Origin of the sequence: Pseudomonas marginalis (assembly GCF_001645105.1) — a bacterium.
GTDB classification, from domain to species: Bacteria; Pseudomonadota; Gammaproteobacteria; order Pseudomonadales; family Pseudomonadaceae; genus Aquipseudomonas; species Aquipseudomonas petroselini.
The window spans coordinates 121000-136589 of record NZ_LKEG01000035.1 but is presented as its reverse complement, the minus strand read 5'-3'; the positions used below and the strand labels follow the sequence as shown (position 1 = coordinate 136589).

Sequence of the window (15590 nt, the reverse complement as noted above, 5' to 3'; positions counted from 1 at the left end):
AGCGAGGTGCCGAGTGTTGGGGCGAAGCGTTTTTGGTTACTTTTGGCGCTCTTCCAAAAGTGACCCGCTGTAAGAGCGGAACCCATAGCCGCCATTACCCAAATAACGGATCTGCACACAACCTTTTACCCCCCCGGCTTCAACAACTGCATCTGCTGCCGATAATCATCCGTCACCTGCCGCGCCTGGCTGCTGCTGGTAATCACCCTAGGCGTAATCAACACAATCAACTCCGTCCGATCCTTGGACTTACTGGTATTCCCAAACAACCACCGCAACCCCGGGATCCTCCCAAGGTAAGGCACCGCACTGACACTCTCGGCGTTGTCCTGCTTGATCAACCCCCCCAGCAGCACCGTCTGCCCGCTTTGCACCGCCACTTGGGTCGACACCGAACGCGTGGAGATGCGCGGGTTATTCTGCGTGTCATTACTTGAAGACGCCTGGTCCTGCGCGTCACTGACCTGCTGCTGAATATCCATGTACACCAGGCCACCCGGATTGATCCGCGGCACCACATCGAGGATCACCCCAGTCTGCACATACTCGACGCTGCTCAAGGTGGTGTCGGAGGTGCCGGTATTCACCGTGGTCTGGCTGATGGGAATGTTGTCCCCCACCTGAATCTGCGCCGGTTGGTTGTTCATCACCACCAGCGACGGCGCCGACAGCACTTGGGTGCGGCCGTTGGTTTCGAGGGCGTGCAAGGCCACTTGCAGGTTGGAACTGACGAACGAATAGAACAACGAATCCGCCGCCCCCAACCCCGCCCCGCCACCGCCCAACGCGCCTTGGCTGCCGGCGGTGTTGCCCACGGTGGTGCTGGTGGAATTGCCGGCCAGGCGACCCAAGTACCACTGCACCCCAAGGTCCAGTTCGCCGGTGAGTTTGACCTCGAGGATGCGCGTCTCGATCTGCACTTGCAGCGGCGGGTTGTCGAGGCGTTTGATCGCCGATTCGATCTCTTTCCACTGCACCGGACGGGTGCGTACCAGCAGCTGGTTACTGCTTTTCTGCGCGGTGATACGCGTGCCGGCGTCGAGGCTTTTGGCGGGGGCGTCTTCGGTGGCGCCCTGTTCGGCGTCGTCCTGCTCGGCGTCGGGCGCTTGCTCCTCATCTTCAGCGGCAGGCTGGTTGTTGTTGAGGTTGTTACTCAGGCCACCCGGCGTGCTGCCGGAGGTGCTGTTGGTGCCGGGCGAAGACAAGGTCGCGGTGCGCAGGCCGGGGGCGACTTTGGCCGGGGTGTCGTCCTTGATTGCGCCCGTGCCGTAGATCTGCCGCAGGTACTTGGCCAGGTCGGTGGCTTTCATGTTGCGCACGTCGTAGACGTACATCTGCGGCTCGTTGCCGCCGCCTTCGTCGATGGTGTGGATCCAGTCACCGACTTCGCTGAGGTACTGCGGCTGCGACGAGATCGCCACCACCGAGTTGGTCCGCTCGATCGGCAAAAAACGCACCATGCCCGCCAGGGGCATGCCGCTGTCGGGACCGAACATTTTTTGCAGCTCGGGCATCAACTCGGCCACCGAGGCGCGTTGCAGGCCGAACACACCCACCGACATGCCTTTGAGCCAGTCCACATCGAAGGTGTCGATGGTGTCCTGGTAGTTGGCCAGTTCCTCGGGGGTGCCGGCCAGGCTCAGCAGATTACGCGCCGGGTCCACCAGCAGGAAGGCGTTCTCGCGGGCGAACGGCTTGAGCAGCTTCTGCATCTCGGTGGCCGAGATATAGCGCAGCGGAAACAGGCGCGCCGACAAACCGCTGGAGGGCTGCGACACGCGCATCTCCGGCACCAGCTTGCCCGCCACCGCCTGGTTGGCCGGCAGGATGACATAACGGTTGCCCTGCTTGATCATCGAGTTGTCGGTCCACGACAACAGGGTCTCCAGAATCGACAGGGCCTGCTGCTTGTTCACCGGTTTAGAGGTGGAAAAGCTCACATTGCCCTTCACGCCCTGGGCGATGGTGTAGTTCTCGTGCAGCAGGTCGCCCATCACGCTGTTGATCACAGCTTCGATCGGCTGGTCGGCGAAGTTGAACACGATGTCGCCAGCGCCCTCCTCCTTCCCCGCCGGCGCCGCGGATGGCGCGCGCACGAACTGTTGGTTGCCGCGAATCAATTGGCGTTGCGGCGGCGTCTTGGCCTGGGGTTGGCCGCTGTCGACCGGCGCCTGTTCGCTGGCCGGGTCCACGGGCGGACGTTGCGAACCGGTGCCCTGCATCGCCTCATGCAACAGGGCCTCGTCCGGGTCGAGATGCTCAGGGAATGTCCCGCAGCCACCGAGGGAAACGGCGGTAGCGAGGCACAACACGGTGGTGCGCAAGGCGCCAGGGAATGTATCGATCAAGGGGTGGACTCGTGAGGAAGGGTAATCGGGGGTGTGGTGGACGGCGGCGGCAAACGCAAGGCGCGCAGGCTCAGGGTTTGTGTGCGGCCGTCCAGCGCAAAGCGGGCATCGCGGGGTGTGAGGTGTTCCAGGCGCCAGCCATTGGGCAGGGTCTGGCCTTGGCGGACTTTGAGCGGCGGGCCGTCGGCGCGTTTGAGCAGGGCCACGCGCAGGTCGCCATCCAGCACGATGCCGGTCAGCGTCAGGCTCGACAGGCTGGAAACGGCCGCCTGGCCCACCGCGCGGTCGGGGCTGCGGTCGGGACTGAACAGCGGCGCTTGCCAGGTGCCGGCCAGGCTTTCCAGGGTCGCGTTCGGCGCCACCAGTACCTTGGCGGCCGCAGTGGCACGCGCATCGGGTTCGGGCGCCGGCAGCCATTGCGGCGCATCGCCGATGCTGCTGAGGATGCCGACCATCAGCAGGCCCAACAGCCCGGCCACACCGAGCAACAGCCATTCCAGGGGACGCAATGCATTGATCATCGCTGCACCTGCCGGGCCGTGGCCGGTTGCAGGTAGCCGCGCACCAACAGGTGCACCACCAGTTGCCCGGCACCACCGCTGGCCGGTGCGTTCGGCGGGCGGCGGATGCTCATCTCATCGACAAACAGAAACGGCCGCTGGTACTCCAGTTCATGCAGGATCGCGGTCAGGGGTTCGATGGCGCAATTGAGGGTCAGGCTGACTTTGACTTGGCGATAGGGCTCGGCATCGTCCTGCTCCGGGGTGATGGGCATGCGCTGCGTCAGGCTGCAACCGCCGCCGAGGCTGGCGCGGCTGTTGATCAGGTCGGCGATGCGTTGCATCAGGTCGGCCGCCACGGCGCTGGGGTCATCGCCGGGCAACAAGCTGGTGCTGCTGGCCGGGTCCTGCCGCGCCTGCTCCAGCTGTTGGCGCAGGCTATCGCCTTGGCGCAACAGGCCGGCGTAGCGTTGCTGCTGTTCACGTAACTGTTCGGCCTGCTCGCCCATGCTGCGCAAGGGGCCGGCGAACCAACTGTCGATCAACAGCCAGTAACCGGCGCCAAGCACCAGGGCCAGGACGATCAACGCCGCGCCACGGCGTTCACGGGGTGTCAGTGGTCGGCGCATCGGCGGCCTCCTGGTGCAGGTGGGCGCGCAAGGAAAACTGATCCTTGCCGGTTTGCGCATCGGGTTGGATCACCCCTTCGAACTGGGCATTTTCCAGGCTGTGGCAGCCCTTGATCCGGGTGATCAGCGCGCTGGCCTTGGCGCTTTGCCCGGAGAAGGACACGTCGGCGCCGTCGTTGACTTCCAATTGGTCGAGCCAGGTGTCGGACGGCAGGCAGGCAGTCAGCTCGTTGAGCAGCGCCGCCAACGGCGGTTGCGCGGCCTTGCGGCGGATCAGGTACTGGGCGGCGCCACGGGTATTGAGCAGTTGCTGGCGCAGGGCCTGGACCTCGGCGACCTGGGCTTTCTGTTCGCGCACGCTCTGCTGCATGGCATCGAGCACGCGCTGGCGGTCATTGAGCCACAGCAGCATCGCGGCAATCAGCAAGGCGCCGCACAGCCATGGCAAGCTGCGTTGCAGGCCCTTGCCCTGGGGGCGCTGGCGGGGGCGCAACGGTGCCGGCAGCAAGTCGATGCCCATTGGCGCGCCCGTCGCATCCGCCACATCCACGGCATGGGGCTGCAAGCCAAGGGCGGCGCAGTCATTGAGGATCTGGTCGAGGCGCTCACGCAGGATCGCCACCAGCGTGACGTGCAAGTGCGTCGGCGTACGGCGTTCCTGACGCGCGACAAAGTACAGTTGGGCAGCGTCGAACGGCGTGAAGCGGTCCAGTTCATAGCCGACGACCGTCGACAGGTTACGCGCCGCTGCCGGGGGCAATTGCAGGGTTTGCACCAGCACCGTTTCAGGCGGTAGCACCAGCACGTGGCGCGCTTCGCCGGGGTGCTGTTCGACCGGCACCGTCAGCGGCCAGGCATAGACATGCTCGGGGATATCGGCGAACGACAGCCAGGCCGGCAGGCAGCCGCGCAACTCCTTGAGCCACAGGCGCCAGCCCAGTTGCAGCAGGCTGCCGCGCCAGCGTTGCATGACAGGCTCCAGGTACTTATTCATTCTTGCCAACGTAGGACTCGATAAGGTTGTGCGCTGCCTTGCGCGGGGCTCAATAACACGGTGGCTTGCACCTGGGCGTGGTAACCGCCGGGACGTTGCGCGCGGCTGCTGACCACCAGCACTTCGCCGGCATCGGCCCCCACCGCGCTCTGGTGCGGCAGGTTCAGCGCGCGGCGCATCAACGCACTGGCGAAGGCCGGATCGGGTCGGTCCAGGCCGCTCCACAGGCTGATCTCGGGCACCAATTCGCTGTACAGCGCCTGGGTCATGCCCGGCAGTTGCCGCACTTCTTCCACCACCCGAAACGGCGCCAGGCCCTGGTTACGGCGCACTTCCAGGGCTTTGGCGAGCTGGTTGGCCTGGCGTTGAGTCGCACCGCAGGCCAAGGCCAGGCGGGCGAAATCGCCAACCTCGGCGCTGTTCAAATACAACTTGCCGCGCTCGCTGCGCAGGCTGACGTGCAGTTGCGCGTCATCAAATACCCGCGAAATTTCACGCCCGTCGGCTATCCATTGCTTGCGCTGCAAGGGGTCGAGCAGACCTTGCATCGCCAGCGCCACGCCCGCCTCGGCAGCCAACACCGCCTGGGTGTGCTGGCGGTGCCAGGCGGCCTGGCGCGTTTCCAGTTGCACCCAACCGGCCAGACCGCCCAGCAACAGGCTGAGCAAAGCCAGCACCCACAGCACCAGCAACAGGGCAACACCACGTTGATGCTTGATCATTCGGGCGCCCCGCCCGACAAGTTCAGGCGCAGGGCAACCACCTGGGTCACCCAGGGCACCGGCCCATTCACTCGCGCGTCGATCCGCACCGCATAAGGCAGGCGCTTGGTCCACGGCCATTCGCTGATCCAGCCGGTGAGTTGGCCTTTGGGCGACAGGCCGCGATAGCTGAATTGCACATCCTCAACGTCTTTCAACAACACCTGCGGCTCACTGCGCGACGCCGGCACGCTCACTTGCGCCTGGGACTCAAACCGTGCGAACGCGACTTGCAGTTCACGCTGCGATTCCGGCCCCACCAATTGCAGCGTAAAGCGCTGAATCCCGCCACCGAGCACGCCGGGCAAGGTCGCGACAAACTGCATGCGCTGCGGGCTGCCGGCGAAAAAACCGTCGACCTGGCTGTCGTCCTCGGTCACATCCAGCGGCAGCGCCTCGCTGATGGCGGTGCGCAAAAACTGCTGCGCGGCGCGCATTTCATCCAGGCTGACCGTATAGCGCTGGGCCTTGAGCACCGCCCGATTGGCCCCCAGCAACGCGCCACCGACCAAGGTCAGCAGCACGCCGAGCAGGCTCAGCACGATCATCACCTCGAGCAAGGTGAAGCCCTGCTGATGCCGCTTCACAAACCAGCCCCGGCAGCGCGCAGTTTCAACGTGCTGAAGTGCGCCTGGCGCGGGCCTTCGCTGACGCTGAGATCAAGACGAAACAGCTGCGGCTGACCGATACGGGTGGGCTGCTGGGCGATGCGCAGCTGCCAGTCGATGCCGTCCAGTTCGCCCTGGCGCACGCCGTTGGCCAAGGGCCCCGCGCCTTCCTGGTCCATCACGCTGACGGCGGCATGGGTGAGCCGGTCGCTATGGGCGACTTGCAACAACGAGCGCGCGCTCTGGCCGAAGGCGACCAGCAACACGCTGCTGCAGATCGCCATAAGCACCAGCGCCGCGAGCATTTCCAGCAGGGTGAAACCGCCTTGATGCTTCATGGCAGCGCCTTGGACTGCACACTGCCGGTGAGCCAGCCGATGTCGATGCGCCAACGCCGGCTGCCATTTGCCAGCAGCAGGTTGCCACCGGTGGAGCTGCCATCGGCGTAGAACGCCACCGCCGAGCCGGCCTGTTCTGCGGTGTGCAGGGTCACGTGCAGGTCGGCCGGCCAGTGTTTCAACGGGCGGCCCGGAGCCTGGAAGCTTTGCTGACGCAAGTCGAACACGGTGCTTTGGGCGGTGCCGCTGACAATCGCCCGCGCGCGCGTGCTGCGCAGCGCCTCGACTATCTGCCCGACAGCCTGGCGCTCTTTCGCGGCACGCAGGCCTTGTTGCAGGCCAAACCCCACCAACCCGGCCGCGATGCTGATCAAGACGATCACCACCAGCATTTCCAGCAGGGTAAAGCCGCGTTGGAGGTTGGGCATGGTCGCGGGTTATTCCCAGTTGCCCAGGTCGGCGCTGTAGCCTTCGCCGCCGGGTTGGCCGTCCTGACCGTAGAAGATCAGGTCGAACGCACCGTGCTCACCGGGGAAGCGGTAGCCGAAGGCATGGCCGAACGGGTCCTTGAGGTCTGAGGGTTTGGCGTACGGCCCGGCCCAGCCGGCGCTGTTGCCGGGCTTTTCGACCAGTTGCTGCAGGGTCTTGGGCGGCGAGCCGACGTCCAGGCCATAGCTTTCGATCTTCATGCTCAGGCTCGCCAGTTGCGCTTTGCCCGCACCGTACTTGCCCTTGTCCACATTGCCGCCGACCTGGCGTACCACGATGGTCGCGACGATGCCCAGCAGCACGATCACGGCGAGCATTTCCAGCAGGGTAAAACCGCCCTGGCGGCGGGCAGGCTTGAATCGGGTAGGACGCATCAGCTTGTTTCCTTAAGGGTTCATATATTGCTGGTCAGGCTCATCAGCGGCAGCATGATCGCCAGCATGATCACCGCCACCAGCACCGCCATGACCACGGTCAGGGACGGCACCAGCGCGGCGAGCAGGCGGTCGATGCCGCGTTTGGCCTCGACGTCGAACACGTCGGCGACCTTGAGCAGCATGCTGTCGAGTTCGCCGGCCTGTTCGCCGACTTCAATCATTTGCAACGCCAGGTCCGGCAGCAGGGGTTCGCTGCCGAAGGCGCTGGCCAACGTGCCGCCGCCTTTGACGGATTCGGCGGCCTGGGCGACTTGCGCCTGCAGCGCCCGGTTGGTGCACACCTGCCGGGCGATCACCAGCGCTTGCAGCAGCGCCACACCGTTGCTGAGCAAGGTGCCAAGGGTGCGCGCCAGGCGTGCGGCTTCGACCCGTTGCAGCAGCGGCCCAAGAATGCGGATGCCCAATACGCGGCGGTCATAGCGCTCACGGCGCTGGGGATCACGCAGGCGTGCGACCAAGGTCCATGCGCCGACAATCAACCCGCCCAACACCGCCAGGCCGTAGGCACCGAGGAATTGGCCGAGGCCCAGAATCACTTCGGTGATCAGCGGAATTGGCACGCCCAGATCCTTGAAGATCGGCACGAACTGCGGCACCACGTAGGCCAGCAACAGCGCGAGCGAACCGAGCACGCCCACCACCAGAAACGCGGGGTAGATCAGCGCATTGATCACTTCACCCCGGAGCAACTGGCTGCGCTCCAGGTAATCGCTGAGCTGGCGCAGCGTGTCTTCCAGGGCACCGCCCGCCTCGCCGGCGCGGACCATGCTCAAGTACAGCGGGGAGAACTGGCCGCCCTCCTCCTCCAGCGCCTTGGATAACGGCTGGCCGGCCTTGACCTGTTCGCGGATGCGCTCGATCAACGCGCGGGTCTGCGGCTGGCCGGGCTGCTTGAGCAGGATGCCCAGGGAGCGTTCCAGCGGTTGACCGGCGCCCAATAGCGTGGCCAGTTGCTGAGTGAAACTGACCAGCGCCGCGCCGTTCAGTTGGCCACGGCCGAAGGCCTTGCGCAGGCCCTGGGCGCCCGCCACCTCGATCTGCAACAGCAGCAGGCCGCGTTTGTGCAGCGCGGCGACGGCAGCGTCCTGGTCCTTGGCTTCCAGGGTGCCGTTTTGCGCTTGGCCCTGGCTGTCGAGGGCGCGGTATTTGAACAGGCTCACGCGCCCTCTCCACGGGTGACGCGCAGCACTTCTTCAAGGGAGGTAACACCCGCCACGGCCTGGCGCAGGCCCTCTTCATGCAAGGTGCGCAGGCCACCTCGGCGGGCGGCCTGTTCGAGGGTGGCGGCGTCGGCCTGGCGCATCAGCAGGCTGCGCAGTTCGTCGTTCATCACCAGCAGTTCGGTGATCGCGCTGCGGCCATGATAGCCACCACCCGGCGCATCGGCGCGCGGGCGATAAAGCAGGATCGGGCGCTGCTCGGTAAACCGATCCAGGCCATGTTCGGCGATCAACTCGGCGGGGGCTTCGAAGGCTTCGCGGGTGGCCGGGTCGAGGCGCCGCACCAGGCGTTGGGCGAGGATGCCATTGACGGTCGAGGCGATCAGGTAGCTTTCCACGCCCATGTCCAGCAGACGGGTGATACTCGCCGCCGCGCTGTTGGTGTGCAGGGTCGAGAGCACCAGGTGGCCGGTGAGGGAAGACTGGATGGCGATACGGCAGGTTTCCAGGTCGCGGATTTCACCGATCATGATCACGTCCGGGTCCTGGCGCACGATGGAGCGCAGCGCGCCGGCAAAGTCCAGGCCGATGGCCGGCTTGACCTGGATCTGGTTGATGCCTTCGAGCTGGTATTCCACCGGGTCTTCGACGGTGATGATCTTGCGCTCGGCGGTGTTGAGCCGCGACAGCGCCGTGTAGAGCGTGGTGGTCTTGCCCGAGCCGGTGGGCCCGGTGACGAGCAGGATGCCGTGGGGCCGTTCAAGCACTTCCAGGAAAGTTTCCAGGCGCTGGCCGTCGAACCCCAGGCTCTGGAAATCGAACTGCACGGTCTGGCGGTCGAGCAAACGCATGACCACCGACTCGCCAAAACTGGTGGGCACCGTAGACACCCGCAAGTCCAGCTCCTTGCCCTGGATGCGCAGCATGATGCGCCCGTCCTGGGGCAGGCGCCGCTCGGCGATGTCCAGGCGCGCCATGATCTTCACTCGCGAAATCACCGCCGCCGACGAACTGGACGGCGGCGCTTCGGCCTCGTGCAGCACGCCGTCGATGCGGTAGCGCACCTTGAGCTGGTTTTCGAACGGTTCGATATGAATGTCCGAGGCGCGATGTTCCACCGCACGCTGCAGGATCAGGTTGACCAAGCGAATCACCGGCGCTTCGGAGGCCATGTCCTTGAGGTGTTCGATGTCTTCCAGCGCACCGCCCTGCTCGTCGAGGTTTTCGATCAGCGTGCCCATGGCCGAACGGCCCTGGCCGTAGTAGCGCTCGATCAGGGTTTCGACTTCATTGCGCGGGCCCACGGCCAGCCACACCGGCACGCCGCAGGCATAGGCCAGGGCCTGGAACGGGTACACCAGCGATGGGTTGGCGGCCAGCACCCGCAGACCGCCCTGGCTCCAGCCCACGGGCACCACTTGGTAGTGACGCATGAAGCGCTCGGTCAGCGAGGGCAAGGGGTCCAGCAAGGGTGGCGCGGCATCGGCCAGCAGCAGCGGCGCGCCAAGCAGGTCGGCCCAGGCGCGGGCCAGTTCCACTTCGGAGACCAGTCCCAGGCGGGTCAGCAGGCCGAGCAGTTCGGGGTCATCCGACTCTTGGGACAGGCGTCGGGCGCGCTCCAGGTCAACGGTTTTCAAGCCAGCATGCTGCATCAGCCACGCGCAGACCTGTTCGGTGTGCGGGATGTGCAGTTGGCAGGCATCGAGGGGCGTTGAGGCGCTGGGCATGGGTAAAAATCTGAGGGGCGATGTTCTAAAGGGCTATGGGAAACCCTTGTGGGAGGGGGCTTGCTCCCGATAGCGGTGGACCAGCTGCCGCATGCGCCGGCTGATACACCGCTATCGGGAGCAAGCCCCCTCCCACAGGGGACCGCGTTTCCCCGTTAGTTCGAGGTCTTCGGCGCGGCCTGGCTGCTGTTCAGCGGCCGCCCGCCTTTGGTGGTTTCGGTCTTCTGCTTCTTGGCAGCCTTGGCATCGTGGCTCTGGGTCAGCACGGTGGAATCAGCGGCGCCTGACTTGGCATCCGCGTCGGTGGCATCAGCCGCCATCGCCGCGCCACTTAGCGCAACGCCCAGTACAACACCGGCACCCAACAGGGAAATCTTCATCAACTTTCTCCAGATCAAAAACAGCAGATAGCCCAAGTGGCGCCTTGAACTCAATCAAGACCCTACACCAAAGCGTTGTGTATGACAGCTTGTGTAAACATGGCACTTTAGAACTACCGAGCAATGCCACTAGTTCGCCATGCACGATGATTTTTCTTAAACCAATCGACTGGTAGGTTTAGCCTTAGTTCCTGAACGTAAGAAATTATTTCTTATTTCACGCAAAAATTAGCTTTCGTTTGACTTATAACCGCAAGAATTGCCTTAATTATGCCGTTTTCGCGGTTCAAAATGCCATCTCGTGATATCGCTTAGACACTACTTACAATAACAACTCATATAATTATTACACTTATAAAACTGCGAATTTCGCCAAATAGTTGCAATTAGCCATCGGTTAAAAATTGCGCTCACGGGCAACTATTGCCCAGAAAAAAGTGACGAGCGTGCATTGCAACACGCACTTCTCGGCGCGCCATGTTTACTGAACAGTTGTCGGAGAGACCCATGAATAAACGCAAAATGATCGGTGCGCAGTCGGCATTCGCCCTGCTGGCACTGGCCGTGTCCCAGGTGCACGCGGCCACGAGCCCGGCCCTGGATGAAGGCCGGGTAAGCCGTGCAGAAAAGGCCGCGGATAAGACCCTGGCGAAGATGACCATGGAAGAAAAACTCGCCTACATCGGCGGCACCGGTGGCTGGGACGTCAAGCCACTGACTCAGTACGGCATCCCGCAGATTCACGGCGCCGATGGCGGGGTGGGCGTGCGTTACACCAGCGAGGGCAACGCGCAGGGCGTGGTGTACCCGTCCGGGCCGAACCTGGCCGCCAGTTGGAACCCGCGCCGCGCCATCGACCTCGGCCGTGCCCTGGGCTATGACACCGCCAGCGGTGGTTATCAGTTCGTCACCGGGCCAGGCGTGAACCTGTACCGCATGCCGTACAGCGGCCGTGCGTTCGAGTATTTGTCCGGCGAAGACCCGTTCCTCGGCGCCAGCCTCGGGCCGGCGGTAATCAACGGCATTCAATCGCGCGGTGTGTGGGCCAACGCCAAGCATTTCGCCGCCAACGACCAGGAAAGCAACCGCTTCCATCTCGATGAAATCATCAGCGAACGCGTCCTGCGCGAGATGACCCTGCCGCCGTTCGAGTCCGCGTCGAAGAACAGCAAAGTCGCGATGATGATGTGCGCGTTCCAGAAGGTGAACGGCGAGTTCGCCTGCCAGAACAAACACCTCATGCGCGACATCCTCAAGACCGAATGGGGCTACCCAGGCTTCGTGCAGAGCGACTACAACGCGGTGGTCAACGGGTTGCCGGCGGCGCAGGCCGGTACCGACCTGGACATGATGGGCTACCAGATGAACAGCACCATCCTCAAGCCTTACCTGGACAGCGGCGAGCTGAGCAGCGCGACCATCGATGACAAGGTGCGGCGCATCCTCAAGCAGATCTACCTGTACAAATTCGACAGCAAGGCGCCGTTGACCAGCCATAACATGAACAGCGCCACCAGCAACCGTGTGGCCCTGAACGCCGCCCGTGAAGGCATCGTGCTGCTGAAGAACCAGAACAGCCTGCTGCCGCTGGACGCGAAGAAGGTCAAGCGCATCGCCGTGGTCGGCACCCTGGCCAAGTACGCGCCGCCTACCGGTTTCGGTAGCGCCAACGTGATGGCCGCCAACTACATCAGTGAGCTGAGCGGTCTGCAGCAACTGGCGCCGGGCGCCAAGGTTGAGTTTATCGACGGGCTGTCCCTGGACCCGGCCACTTCGACCTGGACCCATGCCGACAGCAATGGCAACAGCGCCAAAGGCTTGAAGACCGAGTTCTTCAACAACACCAACTGGTCCGGTGACCCGGCGGCCAGCCGTACCGACACACATGTCGACCTCGACTGGTCCACCGACAGCCTGCCGGTGAACGGCGATACCGCCGCCACCTCGATCCGCTACAGCGGCCAGATCACCCCGACCGTCAGCGGCGAGCAGGTGTTCAAGATCCGCGCCGACGGCGCCGTGCGTCTCTACGTCAACGGTAAGAAAGTCCTCGACAACGGCGACGGCAAACCGCTGCCGAACAACAGCATTCCGCCGACCATCCCGGTGTTTGCCAAGGTCAACCTGGAAGCCGGCAAACCCGTCGATATCAAGCTGGAATACTCGCGTCGTAACGGCTACCTCTCGACCATGGGCGGCCTGGTCGGCGTGCAGATGAGCTGGGCTTCGCTGGTGGCACCGCAAGACCTGGCGCAGTACGACGCGGTCCTGGTGGCAGCCGGTAACAGCAATGAATACGAAGGCGAAGGTTTCGACCACAGCTTCGACCTGCCGGAATACCAGAACCTGCTGATCCAGAGCATCGCCAAGGTCAACCCGAACACCGTGGTCACGCTGCACGGCGGTACCGGGCTGAAGATGAGCGACTGGATCGACCAGGTACCGGCCGCGCTGCATGCGTTCTACCCTGGGCAAAACGGCGGCCAGGCCCTGGCGGAGATCCTGCTGGGCAAGGTCAACCCGTCGGCCAAGCTGCCGATCAGTATCGAACGCAACATCGAAGACAACCCGATCTACGCGACCTTCCCGAAATTCGACAACCAGGAAACCCTGGCCGAGATGAGCTACAAGGACGACCTGTTCCTGGGCTATCGCGGCTACGAGAAGAAAGGCATCAAGCCGCTCTATCCGTTCGGTTATGGCTTGTCGTACACCACCTTCGGCTACAGCAACATCAGCGTGACCCCTGGGGTGGCGGTGGCGGGTGCGCCGATCAAGGTGTCGTTCGACCTGTCCAACACCGGCAAGGTCGCGGGCGCCGAAGTGGCCGAGTTGTACGTGGGCCAGAACAACCCGAAAGTCGAGCGCGCCATCAAGGAGCTCAAGGGCTACAAGAAGGTGTTCCTGAAGCCGGGCGAAAGCAAGCGCGTGACCATCGAACTCAACGATCGCTCGCTGGCCTACTACGACGTGGCGAGCAAGCAGTGGGTGGTGGATGCGGACAGCTTCAACCTGTCGGTGGGCGCGTCGTCCCAGGATATTCGCCTGAACGCCAAGCTGGTCAACCCGTTCCGCCAGGAACTGTCGACCACCACCAGCAACCCGCTGCCGCGCTCGGCGCTCAACTCGACGCTGCGTGAATCGACGGTGAAGACTGGCGGCGTGCTGCATCAAAATGAAGGGGATAGCGGCACCAGCGACGGTGATGGCTATGACATGAGCGATGACAGCGGCCAGGGCAGTGCTGCCGGCAACTGATCCCGACTCAGTCTAGTGTGGGAGGGGCGGTGCGACGATTCGACTGGCTCCCTCCCACATTTTGGGCCGCGTTATTTTTGGATTCTGATGGCCGTTTCGACCCGTGCGATGTAGCTGTCGAACCGCGCCACCAGGTCCACTTGCGCGGGAAAGCGCAACCACTGGATCTGCAGGCCATCCATCATGGCCAGGATTTCTTCCACCAGCCCGGCGATGTCCACATCGCTGCGCACCTCCCCCGCCGCCACCAGGTCGGCAAACTGCCCCTGCAAGCGCCGCTGGATGCCCGCGTAACGTTCCTGGAACCACGCCCAGGCCGGCTGGGTGTCGAGCAGACTTTCGGCATTCAAGATGGTAAACGCCCGTACCACCCCAGGCGCGGTCGCGTTCGAACGGTTGATCGCACGCAGGCTTCCCAGCAACCCGGTCAGGGTTTTTTCAGCGCGCACTTCATCGGCAATCCGTTGATTGACCTCGTCGCGGCGTTGCAGCACGCCCATCAATAATGAAATTTTGCTGGGGAAGTGGTGCAGCACACCGGCAACGGAAATACCGACGATGGCCGCCACTTTTGCCACCGAGGCGCCGCTGTAGCCCTCCAGGGAAAACACCTGCAAGGCTGCATCCAGCAGCTCTTCACGGCGCTTTTCACCTTTTGGGGCGCGACGGGTCTTGGGGACGGGTTCGGTCATAGGAACATCCTTGTGGGCAGGCTTTCACCGTATCCAAATTGCCCCCGAGCCGCAAATAAAGCTCAGGCGCTTTCCCGTTCGATCAGGCGGCACTCCAGCAAGTTCAAGCGCTGTACCTCATCATTCACCGCCAGCACGCCCAGGCTTTCCAGCACCCGCGTCGCGGCCAGCACACCCATCTCCAGCGCAGGCGGCTTGATAGTGCTGAGGCTCGGCAGCAGCATTTCGGCAAACGGATAATCACCAAACCCGAGCACGGCGCAGTCCTGCGGGATCTTCAACCCGGCGCGCTGGCCGGCCAGCAAACCACCGGCGGCCAGGTTGTCATTGGCGAAGAAGATCGCATCGGGCGGGGTGGCGTGGCTCATCAGGGTTTCCATCGCTTGCTTGCCCGCTTCGAACGGGGCGCGGTCGGCGTCCGGGGCGAAGACCCAGGGTTGTACACCCAGTTCGGTCAGGGTCGCGGCGAAGCCGTCACGTCGCTCCAGTGCACTGAAGTCGCCCGCCGCGCTGTTCTGCACGAAGGCAATGCGTCGGTAGCCCTTGCCGTGCAGGTAGTGCGCGGCACTGACGCCGACGTCGTAGTGGGAAAAACCGATCTGCAGCGGCGCGCGTTCGGGCACGTAGTCCCAGGTTTCGACCACCGGGATATCCACGTCCGCGATCATCTTTTCAGTGCCTGCGCTGTGGAAGCGGCTGGTCAGCACCAGCGCTGCCGGCGACCAGCCGAGGAACGCGCGCACCGCGCTTTCTTCCTGTTCGGCGCTGAAGTAACTGGACGCCAGCAGCAATTGATAGCCATGGCGACTGAGGGTGTCGCTGAACCCCTGGATAGTATTGGCAAAGATCGGCCCCGAGATGTTCGGGATCACCATCGCCACGATCCGCCCGCGCGCCGAGGCCAAGCCGCCGGCCACCAGGTTGGGCACATACCCCAGCTCGGCGACCACCTGGGCAATGCGCTCGCGACGCTCGGGCGAGACGTGCTCCGGCTGGTTGAAATAGCGCGACACGGTGATCGCCGACACCCCGGCCTGCCGGGCCACGGTGTTCAAGGTGACGCGCCCGGCGCCACGGCGCTTGCGCGGTTTATCTTCGCTCACGGGACAATCCTGCTAACAACCAAAAAGAATATAGGAATAATTTTTAAGTCTTTGACGCTCTAAACCCGAGCTACCAATAATGCCGATGTTAGCGCTAACAACGCGCGCTGTCTGCTACTCGCTCAAGCGAATGCCCACGACAGTTTTCACAGGCGCTGACGGTCGC

At 63.7% G+C, this 15590-nt stretch carries 15 protein-coding genes; 1 reads left to right on the top strand and 14 read right to left on the bottom strand.

From position 1 onward, the window contains the following. Positions 1-125: 125 nt before the first annotated feature. The 12 genes from gspD to AO064_RS11590 all read right to left on the bottom strand — a co-directional run bounded on the left by gspD (position 126) and on the right by AO064_RS11590 (position 10371). Positions 126-2348: a type II secretion system secretin GspD gene (gene gspD, locus AO064_RS11645; protein ID WP_064053365.1), complete on the bottom strand. Its 2223-nt coding sequence runs from the start codon at positions 2346-2348 to the stop codon at positions 126-128. Then, positions 2345-2869, bottom strand: coding sequence for a hypothetical protein (locus tag AO064_RS11640; RefSeq protein ID WP_064053364.1), 525 nt, complete (start codon positions 2867-2869; stop codon positions 2345-2347). Before AO064_RS11640 ends, gspD begins: the two co-directional genes overlap by 4 nt. Further along, the gene (gspM, locus tag AO064_RS11635) at positions 2866-3477 is read right to left on the bottom strand and encodes a type II secretion system protein GspM (RefSeq protein ID WP_046035370.1); all 612 of its coding nucleotides are present in this window, start codon (positions 3475-3477) and stop codon (positions 2866-2868) included. The genes AO064_RS11640 and gspM overlap by 4 nt, the downstream gene beginning before the upstream one ends. Then, positions 3452-4471 carry a type II secretion system protein GspL gene (locus tag AO064_RS11630; protein WP_015884865.1) on the bottom strand — a complete coding sequence of 340 codons (1020 nt, stop codon included), beginning with the start codon at positions 4469-4471 and terminating at the stop codon, positions 3452-3454. Before AO064_RS11630 ends, gspM begins: the two co-directional genes overlap by 26 nt. Further along, entirely contained in the window at positions 4468-5193 is a 726-nt protein-coding gene (locus AO064_RS11625; protein ID WP_064053363.1) for a hypothetical protein, read from the bottom strand. Before AO064_RS11625 ends, AO064_RS11630 begins: the two co-directional genes overlap by 4 nt. Then, positions 5190-5819, bottom strand: coding sequence for a prepilin-type N-terminal cleavage/methylation domain-containing protein (locus tag AO064_RS11620; protein ID WP_064053362.1), 630 nt, complete (start codon positions 5817-5819; stop codon positions 5190-5192). The genes AO064_RS11625 and AO064_RS11620 overlap by 4 nt, the downstream gene beginning before the upstream one ends. Then, positions 5816-6178, bottom strand: a complete 363-nt coding sequence (locus tag AO064_RS11615; protein ID WP_015884868.1) for a prepilin-type N-terminal cleavage/methylation domain-containing protein — start codon at positions 6176-6178, stop codon at positions 5816-5818. Before AO064_RS11615 ends, AO064_RS11620 begins: the two co-directional genes overlap by 4 nt. Next, complete coding sequence (locus AO064_RS11610; protein ID WP_015884869.1) at positions 6175-6606, bottom strand: type II secretion system protein; 432 nt, start codon at positions 6604-6606, stop codon at positions 6175-6177. The genes AO064_RS11615 and AO064_RS11610 overlap by 4 nt, the downstream gene beginning before the upstream one ends. Positions 6607-6615: 9 nt before the next feature. Continuing rightward, entirely contained in the window at positions 6616-7041 is a 426-nt protein-coding gene (gene gspG / locus AO064_RS11605) for a type II secretion system major pseudopilin GspG (protein ID WP_015884870.1), read from the bottom strand. 20 nt (positions 7042-7061) lie between these two features. Then, positions 7062-8264 (bottom strand): type II secretion system inner membrane protein GspF, encoded by a 1203-nt coding sequence (gene gspF, locus AO064_RS11600; RefSeq protein ID WP_064053361.1) that lies wholly within the window; start codon positions 8262-8264, stop codon positions 7062-7064. Continuing rightward, positions 8261-9991, bottom strand: a complete 1731-nt coding sequence (gene gspE / locus AO064_RS11595; protein ID WP_015884872.1) for a type II secretion system ATPase GspE — start codon at positions 9989-9991, stop codon at positions 8261-8263. The genes gspF and gspE overlap by 4 nt, the downstream gene beginning before the upstream one ends. A gap of 155 nt (positions 9992-10146) precedes the next feature. Continuing rightward, positions 10147-10371: a hypothetical protein gene (locus tag AO064_RS11590; protein ID WP_046035367.1), complete on the bottom strand. Its 225-nt coding sequence runs from the start codon at positions 10369-10371 to the stop codon at positions 10147-10149. A gap of 507 nt (positions 10372-10878) precedes the next feature. Between AO064_RS11590 and AO064_RS11585 the strand changes: the two genes are divergently transcribed. Continuing rightward, entirely contained in the window at positions 10879-13629 is a 2751-nt protein-coding gene (locus tag AO064_RS11585; protein WP_064053360.1) for a beta-glucosidase, read from the top strand. A gap of 71 nt (positions 13630-13700) precedes the next feature. Here the strand turns inward: AO064_RS11585 and AO064_RS11580 are convergent, their stop codons facing one another. Both AO064_RS11580 and AO064_RS11575 read right to left on the bottom strand, forming a co-directional pair. Continuing rightward, positions 13701-14321: a TetR/AcrR family transcriptional regulator gene (locus AO064_RS11580; protein ID WP_064053359.1), complete on the bottom strand. Its 621-nt coding sequence runs from the start codon at positions 14319-14321 to the stop codon at positions 13701-13703. Positions 14322-14383: 62 nt separating this feature from the next. Further along, positions 14384-15424, bottom strand: a complete 1041-nt coding sequence (locus AO064_RS11575) for a LacI family DNA-binding transcriptional regulator (RefSeq protein WP_064053358.1) — start codon at positions 15422-15424, stop codon at positions 14384-14386. Positions 15425-15590 lie beyond the last annotated feature (166 nt).

Excerpts from the sequence above, each read along its gene's own strand:
- AO064_RS11640 (WP_064053364.1), bottom strand. The coding sequence starts at position 2,869 with ATGATCAATGCATTGCGTCCCCTGGAATGGCTGTTGCTCGGTGTGGCC.
- gspM (WP_046035370.1), bottom strand. The coding sequence starts at position 3,477 with ATGCGCCGACCACTGACACCCCGTGAACGCCGTGGCGCGGCGTTGATC.
- AO064_RS11630 (WP_015884865.1), bottom strand. The coding sequence starts at position 4,471 with ATGAATAAGTACCTGGAGCCTGTCATGCAACGCTGGCGCGGCAGCCTG.
- AO064_RS11625 (WP_064053363.1), bottom strand. The coding sequence starts at position 5,193 with ATGATCAAGCATCAACGTGGTGTTGCCCTGTTGCTGGTGCTGTGGGTG.
- AO064_RS11615 (WP_015884868.1), bottom strand. The coding sequence starts at position 6,178 with ATGAAGCATCAAGGCGGTTTCACCCTGCTGGAAATGCTCGCGGCGCTG.
- AO064_RS11610 (WP_015884869.1), bottom strand. The coding sequence starts at position 6,606 with ATGCCCAACCTCCAACGCGGCTTTACCCTGCTGGAAATGCTGGTGGTG.
- gspG (WP_015884870.1), bottom strand. The coding sequence starts at position 7,041 with ATGCGTCCTACCCGATTCAAGCCTGCCCGCCGCCAGGGCGGTTTTACC.
- gspE (WP_015884872.1), bottom strand. The coding sequence starts at position 9,991 with ATGCCCAGCGCCTCAACGCCCCTCGATGCCTGCCAACTGCACATCCCG.
- AO064_RS11590 (WP_046035367.1), bottom strand. The coding sequence starts at position 10,371 with ATGAAGATTTCCCTGTTGGGTGCCGGTGTTGTACTGGGCGTTGCGCTA.
- AO064_RS11585 (WP_064053360.1), top strand. The coding sequence starts at position 10,879 with ATGAATAAACGCAAAATGATCGGTGCGCAGTCGGCATTCGCCCTGCTG.
- AO064_RS11580 (WP_064053359.1), bottom strand. The coding sequence starts at position 14,321 with ATGACCGAACCCGTCCCCAAGACCCGTCGCGCCCCAAAAGGTGAAAAG.